The 13656-nt window shown below is 46.8% G+C and carries 10 protein-coding genes and 1 pseudogene; 5 read left to right on the top strand and 6 right to left on the bottom strand.

Annotated features, from left to right (window positions below):
- The first annotated feature begins 2 nt into the window (after positions 1–2).
- Positions 3–446, top strand: coding sequence for an ankyrin repeat domain-containing protein (locus J4N45_RS24950; protein ID WP_252015238.1), 444 nt, complete (start codon positions 3–5; stop codon positions 444–446).
- Between the two features lie 82 nt (positions 447–528).
- Here J4N45_RS24950 and gcvP read toward each other — a convergent pair whose 3' ends face one another.
- From gcvP to J4N45_RS24935, 3 genes are all read right to left on the bottom strand, one after another.
- Complete coding sequence (gcvP, locus tag J4N45_RS24945) at positions 529–3393, bottom strand: aminomethyl-transferring glycine dehydrogenase (RefSeq protein ID WP_252015236.1); 2865 nt, start codon at positions 3391–3393, stop codon at positions 529–531.
- Positions 3394–3589: 196 nt separating this feature from the next.
- The gene (gcvH, locus tag J4N45_RS24940; protein WP_042470057.1) at positions 3590–3970 is read right to left on the bottom strand and encodes a glycine cleavage system protein GcvH; all 381 of its coding nucleotides are present in this window, start codon (positions 3968–3970) and stop codon (positions 3590–3592) included.
- Between the two features lie 35 nt (positions 3971–4005).
- Positions 4006–5313, bottom strand: coding sequence for a serine hydroxymethyltransferase (locus tag J4N45_RS24935; RefSeq protein WP_112462898.1), 1308 nt, complete (start codon positions 5311–5313; stop codon positions 4006–4008).
- A gap of 387 nt (positions 5314–5700) precedes the next feature.
- Between J4N45_RS24935 and J4N45_RS24930 the strand changes: the two genes are divergently transcribed.
- The 3 genes from J4N45_RS24930 (at position 5701) to J4N45_RS24920 (ending at position 9124) form a co-directional block, all read left to right on the top strand.
- Entirely contained in the window at positions 5701–6324 is a 624-nt protein-coding gene (locus tag J4N45_RS24930; RefSeq protein ID WP_042470059.1) for a helix-turn-helix domain-containing protein, read from the top strand.
- Between the two features lie 386 nt (positions 6325–6710).
- Entirely contained in the window at positions 6711–7844 is a 1134-nt protein-coding gene (gene gcvT, locus J4N45_RS24925; RefSeq protein WP_252015235.1) for a glycine cleavage system aminomethyltransferase GcvT, read from the top strand.
- Positions 7845–8065: 221 nt separating this feature from the next.
- Complete coding sequence (locus J4N45_RS24920; RefSeq protein WP_252015233.1) at positions 8066–9124, top strand: S1 family peptidase; 1059 nt, start codon at positions 8066–8068, stop codon at positions 9122–9124.
- Positions 9125–9193: 69 nt separating this feature from the next.
- On the opposite strand, the pseudogene J4N45_RS24915 reads toward J4N45_RS24920, so the two are convergent.
- Together J4N45_RS24915 and J4N45_RS24910 are read right to left on the bottom strand one after the other, a co-directional pair.
- Positions 9194–10033, bottom strand: a pseudogene (locus J4N45_RS24915) (IS3 family transposase); the annotation flags it as partial.
- Positions 10033–10536, bottom strand: coding sequence for a helix-turn-helix domain-containing protein (locus tag J4N45_RS24910; protein WP_252011666.1), 504 nt, complete (start codon positions 10534–10536; stop codon positions 10033–10035). The gene J4N45_RS24910 and the pseudogene J4N45_RS24915, both read right to left, overlap by 1 nt.
- Positions 10537–10732: 196 nt before the next feature.
- Here J4N45_RS24910 and J4N45_RS24905 point away from each other — a divergent pair, with 196 nt between their 5' ends.
- Positions 10733–11800, top strand: a complete 1068-nt coding sequence (locus tag J4N45_RS24905) for a S1 family peptidase (protein ID WP_252015231.1) — start codon at positions 10733–10735, stop codon at positions 11798–11800.
- Positions 11801–11897: 97 nt separating this feature from the next.
- Here the strand turns inward: J4N45_RS24905 and fruA are convergent, their stop codons facing one another.
- Positions 11898–13634 (bottom strand): PTS fructose transporter subunit IIBC, encoded by a 1737-nt coding sequence (gene fruA / locus J4N45_RS24900; protein WP_252015229.1) that lies wholly within the window; start codon positions 13632–13634, stop codon positions 11898–11900.
- Between the last annotated feature and the right edge of the window lie 22 nt (positions 13635–13656).

Raw genomic sequence — 13656 nt, 5'->3', positions numbered from 1 at the left:
AAATGAAAAAACTAATAGTTCTCTTCTCAATTCTTGCCGCCGCAATGACAGCCGCATTTCAAGTCTATTGCGCTGATACCATTCACCTCGCTGCTTACCACGGTAACGAGCAACGAGTTATTGAATTATTGAAAGCTAACCCAGACCCAGATGATAGAGACTCATATGGTGGTACAGCATTGCATGCTGCCATGTTTCAAGAGAATACACGAATTGTTGAGTTGCTGATTGACGCGGGATTTGACGTAAACGCTGTGGGACCAAGAAATGGTTACACACCGCTACATGATGCCGTGTGGGGAAATAATCTCCTTGCATTGAAAATCTTGGTTGAAAATGGTGGAGATATCTCAATTAAAGGCAAAGATGGTAATACGCCGCTTGAAAAAGCTATTGCTGAAAATAAACCAGAAATAGCAGCCTATTTAAGAAGCTTGGAGCAGTAGAAGGAGAGCGCTTTGCACTCAAAAAAACAAAAAGCGAACCACTAAGGTTCGCTTTTCAATTTCTAGAAGTTAACCAACTTCATTAATCTTCATAGTTCTCAATCGAAGGACAAGAACAAATCAGATTACGGTCACCGTATACGTTGTCGACACGGTTAACCGTTGGCCAGTACTTCCACGTTCTCTGGTGAGCAGATGGGAAGCAGCCTAGTTCGCGAGAGTATGGGCGGTCCCATTCATCTTTTGAAAGGTCAACTTGCGTGTGTGGTGCGTTCACTAGTGGGTTATTGTCTAGTGGCCATACGCCGTCTTTCACTTGAGTCATTTCTTCGCGGATAGCGATCATCGCTTCACAGAAACGGTCTAGCTCTTCAAGATCTTCAGACTCGGTAGGCTCAACCATGAGTGTGCCTGCTACCGGGAACGACATTGTTGGTGCGTGGAAGCCGTAGTCCATTAGGCGCTTAGCGATGTCTTCCTCGCTGATGCCTGTTTCTTCTTTCAGCGGACGAATGTCGATAATACATTCGTGCGCTACGCGGCCGTTGGTGCCACGGTAAAGAACAGGGTAGTGCGGAAGTAGACGCTCCATCACGTAGTTCGCATTTAGGATAGCGACCTTCGTTGCATCCGTTAGGCCTGTTTCACCCATCATCGCGATGTATGCCCACGAGATTGGTAGGATTGAAGCGCTGCCAAGGTCGGCTGCAGAAACTGCGTAGTCTTCGCCTTCAACACCGTTCTCGATGTGACCCGGTAGGAATGGCGCTAGGTGTGATTTAACACCGATAGGACCCATACCTGGACCGCCACCACCGTGTGGGATACAGAAGGTTTTGTGTAGGTTAAGGTGCGATACGTCAGAACCAATGAAACCTGGGTTAGTTAGACCAACCTGAGCGTTCATGTTCGCGCCATCTAGGTAAACCTGGCCGCCAGCTTCATGAACCATTTCGCACACTTCTTTCACGTGCTCTTCGTACACGCCGTGCGTAGAAGGGTAGGTGATCATGATGCTTGATAGGTTGTCACGGTGCTTTTCAATCTTCGCTGCTAGGTCATCAGTATCGATGTTGCCGTTGTCGTCACACTTAACAACCACAACCTTCATAGACACCATAGACGCTGTTGCCGGGTTAGTACCGTGCGCAGAGCTTGGGATCAGACACACGTTGCGGTGACCTTCGCCACGGCTTTCGTGGTAGCGCTGGATTGCGATTAGACCAGCGTACTCACCCGATGCGCCTGAGTTAGGCTGAAGTGAGAACTCATCGTAGCCCGTGATTTCACATAGCTTCTTCTTAAGATCATCAGCTAGGGCTGTGTAGCCTGCTGCTTGATCAAGTGGTGCGAATGGGTGGATAGAACCAAACTCTGGCCACGTTACCGGGATCATCTCTGCGGCTGCGTTTAGCTTCATGGTACAGCTGCCGAGTGGGATCATGCCGTGCGTAAGTGAGAAGTCTTTGTTCTCAAGCTGTTTTAGGTAACGCATCATCTGTGTTTCACTGTGGTGAGTGTTAAACACAGGGTGAGTTAGGTAGCGAGAGGTACGACGGCAGTTTTCAGGAATCGCTGCAAACTCGTTGCCAGCAATTTCTGTAGATAGAGCTTGAACGCTCTCTTTTACTTCAAATACAGAGAATAGAACGTTGATATCTTCGATGGTGGTAGTTTCATCGAAGCTGATACCGATTTGACCTTCTAGTTGACGAAGGTTGATGTCAGATGCCAGTGCTTTTTGAACCAGTTTGTCTGTATTCTCACCGGTGTTAACCGTGATGGTATCGAAGAAGCTGTTGTGAGCCAATTCATAGCCCGCTTTCGTTAGACCTGCCGCTAGAATTGCCGTCATGTGGTGTGTGCGGCGAGCGATAGTCTTAAGACCTTCTTCACCGTGGTATACCGCGTAGAACGCCGCCATGTTAGCTAGCAGTGCTTGCGCAGTACAAATGTTAGATGTCGCTTTCTCGCGGCGGATATGCTGCTCGCGAGTCTGCATTGCCATACGTAGAGCTTGGTTACCGTTGGTGTCGATAGACACACCGATAACACGCCCTGGCATAGTACGCTTGTGCTTATCTTTGGTTGCCATGAACGCAGCGTGTGGACCGCCGTAGCCCATTGGTACGCCAAAGCGTTGTGCAGAGCCGATAACTACGTCTGCGCCCATTTCACCTGCAGGTTTAAGTAGTGCAGAAGCAAGTAGGTCCGTTGCAACGGTAACAAGTGTCTTGTTTGCTTGAGCAGCAGCGATGATGTCTGTTAGGTCGCGAACTTCACCTGTTGTGCCTGGGTATTGAACTAACGCGCCAAATACATCTTGCTCTGGAAGAGATTCCAAAGAACCGACTTGTACTTCAAAGCCGATGAACTCAGCACGAGTTTTCACAACTTCTAGTGTTTGTGGGTGAACATCATCTGCCACGAAGAAGACTTTGCTCTTGCTCTTACCTGCACGCTTACACAGCGTCATCGCTTCTGCAGCTGCAGTCGCTTCGTCAAGCAGAGATGCGTTCGCAATCTCCATGCCCGTTAGGTCCATGACCATTTGCTGGTAGTTCAACAATGACTCAAGACGACCTTGTGAGATTTCTGGCTGATATGGCGTGTATGCTGTGTACCAACCTGGATTCTCTAGAACGTTTCGCAGAATCACATTTGGTGTGAAGGTGTTGTAGTAACCCTGACCGATGAATGTGCGTTTTACTTGGTTCAAATCCGCGAACTTTTTCATTTCTACCAGCATGTCCGCTTCGCTCATTGGAGCTTCTAGCGTCATTGGCTGTTCTAGGCGGATTTGCGCTGGGACAGTCTCGTCGATAAGCGTGTCTAAGTTTAGAACGTTGATCGCGTCCAGCATCTTTTGTTGGTCAGATTTGTTTGGCCCATTGTGGCGAGCAACAAATTCGTTTTGTGTGCTTAGGCTGTTGAGTAATTCAGTCATGGTTCCTTTACCTTCTCAAAGATCCTCTGCGAGATCTTTAAAATCGTAGCCCGAATTTTTTACGTGTTTCTACTTTGTACGTCATTCCTGCGCAGGCAGGAATCTACTAAAAGCGAGTACCCAACTTAAACAAGATCCCTGCCTGCGCAGGGATGACTCGTATGTTAGGTTTATTCGGGCAACGGTTGCGTGTTGCTTATTCGTCTTCGATAGACGCTAGGTATTCCTCAGCGCTCTTAAGGTTGTCTAGCTCAGAAGCATCAGACATTTTCACTTTAACGATCCAGCCACCTTCGTATGACTCTTCGTTGATAAGCTCTGGGCTGTCTTCTAGCTCTTCGTTGATTTCTACGATTTCACCTGTTACTGGCGCATAGATGTCAGATGCCGCTTTTACAGACTCAACTAGAGAGAAACTTTCACCTGCTTCGATTTCGTCTTCTACTTCTGGTAGGTCAACGAATACTACGTCACCTAGCATTTCTTGAGCGTGCTCTGAAATACCGATAGTCACAGTACCGTCGCCGTTGTCGCGTACCCATTCGTGGCTGTCAGAAAACTTCAAAGTGTTGTCCATTGCTTTATCTCCAAAAATTAAGGATGTTTTGTTCTTTAAGTGTAGAGCGGGAAGCGAGCGCACAGCGCCTTCACTTCTTTACGTACGCGTTTCTCGACCTCTGGATTGCCTTCTGGGCTTTCTACTAGGCCGTCCAACACGTCACCAATCCACTCACCAATGAGTTTGAATTCTTCAGTGCCGAAACCACGTGTGGTTCCAGCTGGCGTCCCTAAGCGAATACCAGATGTAATCATAGGTTTTTCTGTGTCGAACGGGATGCCATTTTTATTACATGTGATGCCAGCACGCTCTAGGGCTTCTTCAGCTTTGTTGCCTTTTAGACCTTTTGGACGCAGGTCAACAAGCATCAGATGAGTATCAGTGCCGCCAGTCACGATGTCGCAACCGCGAGTTTGCAATACTTCAGAAAGTACTTTTGCGTTCGCGATCACTGAATCGATATAAGTTGAGAATTGGGGGCCAAGAGCCTCACCAAACGCGACAGCTTTGGCTGCAATCACGTGCATCAGCGGTCCGCCTTGAAGGCCAGGGAATACCGCTGAGTTAATTTTCTTAATGATATCTTCGTGGTTGGTAAGAATCATGCCACCACGAGGGCCGCGCAGTGTTTTGTGTGTTGTCGTAGTAACAACGTGTGCGTGCGGTAATGGGCTTGGGTGTGCACCAGTCGCAATCAGACCGGCGATGTGCGCCATATCGACCATTAGGATTGCGCCAACTTCGTCAGCGATTTCACGGAACTTAGCGAAATCAATAACGCGCGGAATCGCACTACCGCCTGCGATAATCATTTTTGGTTTGTGTTCTACTGCTAGAGCACGTACGTCGTCGTAGTTAATTTCTAGTGTTTCTTTGTCCACACCGTACTGAACGGCGTTAAACCATTTACCAGAAAGTGCTGGGCGAGCACCGTGTGTAAGGTGACCACCGGCATCAAGTGACATGCCCATGATAGTGTCGCCAGGCTGAAGAAGCGCTAGCTTTACAGCACCGTTTGCTTGAGCACCTGAGTGAGGTTGAACGTTTGCGTACTCGCACTTAAAAAGAGACTTAGCGCGTTCGATAGCGATAGCTTCCACGGTATCGACGTGCTCACAACCACCGTAATAACGACGGTTAGGGTAGCCTTCTGCGTATTTATTGGTTAGGCAAGTGCCTTGCGCTTGCATGACTGCCTTTGAAACGATGTTTTCAGAAGCAATCAGCTCGATTTGGTCGTTCTGGCGAGCGAACTCTGCTTGGATTCCGGTGAACACAGCATCGTCTGTCGCAGACAAATTGGTTGAGAAGAAGTTTTCTAGGCTGTGATTAGGATAGCTTTTTGAGTACTGAGCATTCATGGCGTTGAACCTTCCATTATCCAATCGACGTTTGTGTTTGTCATGGTGTCGATTGAGTCGTGTCTTAGTACTGTAAGAACAGTCAACCTGTTCAAAACAGCGGCGCGAATAAGTCCCAATAGGCAGGACAAAAATCATTCAGTAAACGGGCTGTAGAGTAGGGGATTTCCATTAGCTCACCAGCTCGCAAGTGCATCTCTTCATCTAACAAGCCGATAACATACCTCTGTCAGCCCAAACAATCAATCAGAAATTTCCTATAGGAAACACAGTTTCCAAAAATGTTATCGAGAGCACGCTTTATTTTTATACATGGTCTTTAATATAGAAGTCGCTTCATGCAACAATGAAATTGCATTACAGGAAGTCAAGAAAAAGAAGGATCGCATGTCAGAAGACATCTACGATGAGTATCCGTCCCTAACGTTGGCCAGAGAGTCGACGGACGAAAATATAGAACCTCTGAAACTGGGAGAGCGCATCAAGGACATTCGTTCTAAGATGGGGCTCACGCTCGAAGAAGCGAGCCAGCGAACAGGGCTTGCGCGCTCTACATTGAGCAAGATTGAAAACGAGCAGATCTCTCCGACCTTTCAGGCGATGCAAAAGCTGGCTTCAGGTCTGCATATCGATATGCCTCAACTCTTTGAGCCACCTAAGAAAAAAGTGGCGACAGGGCGTCGAGACTTTACCAAGCGTGGAGAAGGAAAACCGCACCCTACGCCAACGTATGAACATGAGCTTTTAGCAACGCAATTATCCAACAAAAAGATGATGCCATTTAAAAGCACAGTCAGAGCGCGTAATTTTGAAGAATACAGTGATTGGGTAAGGCACGATGGTGAAGAGTTTTTGCTGATTTTATCTGGTCAAGTGATGTTCTTTTCTGAGTTTTATGAACCTATGTCAATGAGTGAAGGTGATAGCGTTTACTACGATGCGAACATGGGGCATATGCTCATCTCAACCAGTGATGAAGACGCTCATATTCTCTGGGTGACGGCGAAATAATCTCCAGTTGATTAAGTTTCTTATAATAAAGGCAAACGTTTGCTTTGTTGCGAAAATGCCCTGATAAAGCGCGGTTTTGACGGTAATCTCGTCGAAATGGCGCTTTTTTATTGACAGTAATTCTGTGAATAAGATGTTAAATGTCACATTTTGCGGTGTTTGTATCTTGTTAAATGAGAAAAATACCCGCATTCTTGTTCACTATAGGAAACATGGTTTCCTGGTGGTGAACTCTTCACCACTCTGGATACTGTTTTAATGGATACCGATTGAATCCATCGGACATGCGTAAGTCAGTAAACTTGCGCAGATGAAGATAGTGAACTACTCACCTTACAACAGGAGCAGGACTCACTGAAACGTGGTCCAACCCAATGGAGATTACAATGGCTCAAGAACAAGCAACCCAAGATCTATTGAAAACACCTTTGCATGCATTACACGTAAGTGTTGGCGCTAAGATGGTGCCATTTGCTGGCTACGATATGCCAGTACAATACCCATTGGGTGTTAAGAAGGAGCACCTTCACTGTCGTGATGCTGCTGGATTGTTTGACGTGTCGCACATGGGACAAATTCGTCTGCACGGTGCAAACGCCGCTAAAATCCTCGAAACATTGGTTCCTGTCGATATTATTGACCTGCCAGCGGGTAAGCAGCGTTATGCGTTCTTTACTAATGAGCAAGGCGGCATCATGGATGATCTTATGGTGGCAAACCTAGGTGATCATCTGTTTGTTGTCGTCAATGCGGCATGTAAAGAGCAAGATATTGCTCACCTTCAAGCGCACCTTGATGAAGGTGTTGAGATGGAAGTGATCGAAGATCGCGCTCTGCTTGCACTGCAAGGCCCTAAAGCGGCTGAGGTTTTGGCTCGTATTCAGCCTGAAGTGGCTGAGATGCTGTTTATGGATGTTCGTAAGTTGGATATCAATGGTGTTGAGTGCATTGTTAGCCGCTCTGGTTACACGGGCGAAGATGGTTACGAAATCTCAGTGCCGTCTGAGAATGCAGAAGCGCTTGCTCAAGCACTAACAGAATATGAAGAAGTAGAGTGGATCGGTCTTGGTGCTCGTGACTCGCTGCGTCTTGAGTGTGGTCTGTGCTTGTATGGGCATGACCTAGATACGACGACGACACCGGTTGAGGCAAGCCTATTGTGGGGTATTCAAAAAGTACGTCGTAATGATGGTGAGCGTGCGGGTGGCTTCCCAGGTGCGGATATCGTTCTAAACCAAATCGAAACCAAAGATGTAGCTCGCAAACGTATCGGCTTGATTGGCCAAACTAAAGCGCCAGTGCGTGAGGGCGCGAAACTGTTTGATGCTAATGATAATGAAATCGGCGTCGTGACCAGTGGTACTGCGGGTCCAACAGCAGGTAAGCCAGTGTCTATGGGTTATGTTAAGACCGAGTTTGCTGCAATTGGCACGGAAGTATTTGCAGAAGTACGTGGTAAAAAACTGGCGATGACGGTAGAGAAAATGCCGTTTGTACCTCAGCGTTACTACCGTGGCTAAGCTTGTTTAGCTCATGAAAGCGCCCTAGAGACATTCTCTCGGTTTTGCTACCCACTTCAAAAGCACCACTGTAAGACAGTGGTGCTTTTTTGTCTGAATTTTGTCATCCTGTGAGAAGCTTAAAAACTTATGGAATTGAAGACGGTTACTATCAGCGGTCACTGATAATAAGCGCCATGATAGGCGTATCGTAGCTGTACACACGAAAGGAGTATCGTTTAGTGTTTCAAAGCTTATTTTCTCGCAGTCCTGTCTCGACTGCTATTTTGGCAACCAGTTTAGGTCTAGCATCATTTGGCGCGCACGCAACAGATGCCGTTGAGAATAGTACATCTGTCGCACCATATATTGTGAATGGTAACGTTGCGAACATTGAGGACTATCGCTCATTCATCTCACTGTTTTCCGATCCAACAGGCTATACAAACTATTCTATTGAAGGTCCGTTGTGCGGTGCTACCTTGCTTAATCAAGAGTATGTATTAACCGCAGCGCACTGTTTTTATGGCAGTGACAACAATGCTAAGTGGAACCGACTCTTTACAGTTGCAGTGACTGAGCTTCAAGACTCAAGCGAAGCGGGTAACGCTGAGCGTCTGCGAATTGCAGAGATTTACATGCATCCTAATTACAAGGATGGCGAGCGTTATCTCTGGTCAAATGACATTGCCATCTTAAAGCTCGCGACACCAGCGACTCGAGGTGAGCTTGTAAACTATGGTTTTTCAAAGGACTATCGAAACGAACCGGCAAGTTTTAAGGCGGTTGGGCATGGTGATACGAGGACTGGATTCGACGATTCCACCGATTTGCTCCAAGTGTCGCTTAATTATGTCACCGATAGTCAATGCCAAGCATTTGGCTTAAGTAATGTGCGTGATGATTACATTTGTTTTAGTGGTGATTACAGCGCGGTGACGCAACTAAATGGCGGCACATGCCAAGGCGATTCTGGTGGACCTGTCTATTGGAATGATAATGGTCGTTTAGTACAAGTAGGGATTACTAGCTTTGGTCCGACAACGTGTGGCGATCCATCAATACCAGTAACTTCTGTATTTACTGAGGTGGCCGATCATTACGATTGGATTGAATCTGTATTAGGTGGCCACGAAACGGCAACCTATACGATTTCAGAGCAAGACCGTATAGACTTTGGCCAAGCCATATCACCGACTCCGAATGTGTCTACTTCTGGCAGCGGTGGCGGTGGTAGTATGTCTCTACTATTTGGCTCCTTATTAGCTTTAGTAGGTTGGTCACGTCGCAGGAGACAGTGATTACTTATCTCTATGATTCCTAAAATAAAACGCCGCGTCTGAACTGACCCCATAAAGTTGGACTCATTTCTAAGCGGCTGCTAAGGCTTGATTTCGATATGCTATCGGACTCAGGCCTTTTAACTTCAGCTTAATTCGTTCGTTATTGTAATAGTCTATGTATTCTCTAATTCTTTCAATCAGTTCATCTGCACTTTTAAAGACTTCGTTATGATACATCTCTGTCTTGAGTATTCCGAAGAAGTTCTCAGCAACCGCATTGTCTAAGCAATTCCCTTTTCTAGACATACTTTGAGCGAGCCCTTTCTTCTTGAGATGGTTTTGATACGCCTTATTTTGATACTGCCAACCTTGGTCTGAATGCACGATGGGATTCTCATGCTTTTTAAGTGTCTTTATCGCCTTTTTTATCATGTCAGTGACCAAGGGTAATGCTGCTGACTTACGCACCTCATAACTCACGACTTCTCGGTTGAATAAGTCGATAACGGGTGATAGATAAACCTTCTGACCATCGACTTTAAACTCGGTCACATCCGTTACCCACTTTTGGTTCGGTTTGTTGGCATTGAATTCTCTTTTTAATAAGTCCGAAGCGATCCGCCCAACTTCGCCTTTGTATGATTTGTATCTCTTGGGCCTGACCTTGGACCTAAGACCAAGCTCAATCATAAGACGTTGAACTCGTTTATGGTTAATCACCATGCCTGCCTTCCTCAAGGTGCATGTGATTCTGCGATATCCATAGCGCCCTTTGTGTTGCTGATAGATATCACGTATTTGCCTTTTTAAACTCGATTCAGAGTATGACTCCTGTGTTGTATTACGATGATAGTAATACACACTTCGGGCTAACCCAGTAGCTTTGAGTAAATGGTGCAAGCGGTACTTTGCCTTGAGCTCATCGACTACGAGTGTCTTTGCTTTGCTTTTTTCTTTTTGGCTTGAGCCAAGGCCTCTAACTTTTTTAGGACAGCATTCTCTGCACGTAAATACTCAAGTTCCTCTCTTAGTTCTTTCTCTGTCATCTGCTCAGATGGCTTAGGTTTAAGAGAGTGGTTTGTCATGCAAGGTCTGCCTTTTTTCTGTGGTTTAAGCCGGGATATACCCTGCTGAGCATAAAGCTTTTGCCATTGAAATAGTATCCCTGGAGACGATAAATCAAAGTAAGCACTGGTATATCTTAAGGACCAGTTATTAATACGCATAGTCTTTAGAACTTCTAGTTTAAAGTCTTGACTATAGGGAGCTTGCTCGTGACGAAAGCTATTTTCCCCATGAATTTGATAAACCGACACCCAATAACGAATTTGGTCTGACGATACTCCGAATTTAAGGGCAAGAGCTCTTGACCCCTCGTGTTGTGCATACTTAGCCAATTTTAGCTTGAATGCTCTGTGGTGTTTGGACATAAAAAGACCCCCAGTAATTGGAATGTCCAACTATTGGGGGTCAGTTCAGTCTTCCACGCGGCGTTTTTTGTTGTCTACAGGCTCATTGTTAAGACTTGTTTAATCGAACCTAACGGATCGTTCGTAACACTCTATACTGAAAGTGAGAGCTAAATCACGTTAACTCCCACAGATTATTCAGAAAAGGAGATTCCGAATGAATCTAAGCGTGAAATCCGCGTTGATTGCATCCATTCTGCTGCCTTTTGCTTTGGCGGTCGGCAAAGTACACGCCGAAAACGTCGAAGTGGCTCCGATGATTGTAAATGGTACTAATGCCTCAATACTCGATTTTCCCTCATTCGTGAGCCTGTACATCGACTCACAAGAGTATGACGGACGCTACTCCTCAGGAGCGTATTGTGGGGGAACTTTACTTAACAACACGCATGTAATGACAGCAGGGCACTGCTTGTCGAGCTTCGACACCTATGATGAAGGTGCCGTTTTATTTACCAGTGCGGTTGTTGGGTTAGAGAATGAAAACCGCTTTTTAAATGCAGAAAAGCAGCGGGTAGAAGCTGTGTTCTTTCATCCTAATTTTGAGAACAATATCTCTCGATTGTTACCCAATGACATAGTGATCTTGCGACTTGAGCAAGCGGTCAATGATGGCAGTGCAGTGATGCGTGCTACCTCCGCTGAAGCATCGCTATATCGTAGCTTCTCAGCTTCTTTCGTGGCTCTCGGTCATGGGGATGTAGCAACGGGAGTTTCTGGGACGTCAATTCTGCAAAGAGCAGATCTTTTTTGGGTCACTAATCTTACTTGCGCTAACAACTTCACCAATGGACGTTTCCTAACGGACAAGCAAATTTGCTTTAGCGGCGCGACGTCAATTTCCAATGGATTGAAAGCGGGGACCTGTCAGGGTGATTCGGGCGGTCCCATTTATTGGGATGACAACGGAACATTTAAACAGGTAGGTATTACGAGCTTCGGGCCTGCAACTTGCGGTGACTCGTCGTCAGATGTTACGGCGGCTTATACAGAAGTCGCGGATTATGTTCACTGGATTGATAGTGTGTTAGCTGGGCAAGAAATACCAACCGTCACGGTGACAGAGCAAGATAGATTGGATTACCTTGCGTTAAATGGTCGTGTTATTTATCAAGGTGGAACGATCAGTACGACGGAAGGCGATGGTGGCGGAGGAGAGTGGTCTTTGTGGCTCTCACTCGGTCTGCTGTCACTGGCTGTGCGTCGAAGGCGTGAACCACAATAACAGAACTAAAAAAAGCGCTGCGAGGGCAGCGCTATTAAAATTCCACTATTGGGGGTGAGTGGATGTTTTGCCCAAGTGTTACTCGGGCTTGTCGCAATTAAGCCGTAGCGAGCGCTTTGTCGTCAGCGCGACGCTTTAGGAATGCATAAGTAAAGCCAGTGACTGCCGTACCTGCTGCAATCGCTACCAAGTACATTAGCACTGGAGAAATTGCACCTGGAATTAGTAGTACGAACAGGCCACCGTGTGGAGCCATTAGCTTCGCACCAATCAGCATAGATAGCGCACCCGTTAACGCACCACCGATCATGCATGAAGGGATAACACGTACAGGATCTTTCGCTGCAAATGGAATCGCACCCTCAGAAATAAAGCACATACCGAGTACGAATGATGCTTTGCCTGCTTCGCGCTCGCCCGCTTCGAACTTGTCTTTCGCTAGGAACGTCGCCAGACCCATGCCAAGCGCAGGTACCATACCCGCTGCCATGATCGCTGCCATTGGCGCATATGTTTGAGAAGCCAGTAGACCCACACCAAAGGTGTATGCCGCTTTGTTTACTGGGCCGCCCAAATCGAAACACATCATTGCGCCAAGGAGCACACCAAGCAGAACTGCGTTTGCACTACCCATGTTATTTAGGAAGTCAGTTAGACCCGCCATAATGCCAGAAACAGGGCCGCCAACGATGTAAATCATCACAAGACCAGTGAACAAACTAGCAATAAATGGAATAATCAAGATTGGCTTGAGCGCTTCCATTGATTGAGGAAGGCTGACTTTATCGGCAATCAGCTTTGCTGAGTAACCTGCAAGGAAACCAGCCACAATACCACCTAGGAAGCCTGCACCTGTTGAGCTCGCTAGCATGCCGCCAATAAGACCAGGAGCTAGGCCAGGGCGGTCAGCAATTGAGAATGCAATGTAACCTGCAAGAACAGGGATCATTAGGGCAAATGCGCTACCGCCACCAATAGTCATGAGCGCAGCTGCTAATGTGCCTTCTTCTTTAAACGCTTCGATACCGAATACAAACGATAGGGCGATGATCAAACCACCCGCTACGACAACAGGAAGCATGTGCGATACACCTGTCATCAGGTGCTTATAAACGCCTTTCTTCTCTTCAGTTCCACCCGATTGGCTTGCGCCAGCGGTGTGTTTGTAAGGTGCAGCTTCAACAAATGCTTTGTTGATCTCTTGTTCGGTCTTTTTAAGCGCTAGACCTGTGCTGGTTTTGTACATCGGCTTACCGTCGAAACGATCGAGAGGTACTTCGATATCAGCAGCTATGATGACTAGGTCAGCATCGGCGATCTCTTGCGTTGTCAGTTGGTTTTTAGCACCAACAGAGCCACGAGTTTCTACTTTGATTGTATGACCGAGGCGTTTTGCTTCTTCTTCTAGCGCTTCCGCTGCCATGAAAGTGTGTGCCACGCCAGTAGGGCAGGCAGTAATCGCCACGATCTTCTTCGCGCTGCCTGAAGACTGTTCAGCCGCAGAAGCTATAGCGACACCGTGCTCTAGTTCTGTCGCTTTTTCGATTGCATCCGTCAGGAACGCTTTTGGATCAGACGTACATTCTGAGATGCTTGCTTGGTAGACTTTTTTACCGACAAAACGCTGCGTATCAACCGGCGTATTTGCTGCAATAACAAGAACGTCGGCTTCGCTGATTTGTGCATCGCTAAGTGTTTGCGTTTCAACCACACTGGAATGACATTCGACGTTTGCCTCATGTCCTAGCGCTTTTGCTGCTTGGTCTAATAGACCAGCCGCGATAATGCTGTTTGCTACGCCACTAGGGCAAGCGGTAATAATTGAAATTTTCATAGGTTCGACCTTCGTGTCCATT

The sequence above is a fragment of the Vibrio sp. SCSIO 43140 genome (assembly GCF_023716585.1).
Taxonomy (GTDB): domain Bacteria; phylum Pseudomonadota; class Gammaproteobacteria; order Enterobacterales; family Vibrionaceae; genus Vibrio; species Vibrio maritimus_B.
The sequence above is the reverse complement of the archived record's forward strand: the minus strand, read 5'-3'. Positions and strand labels throughout refer to the sequence as shown.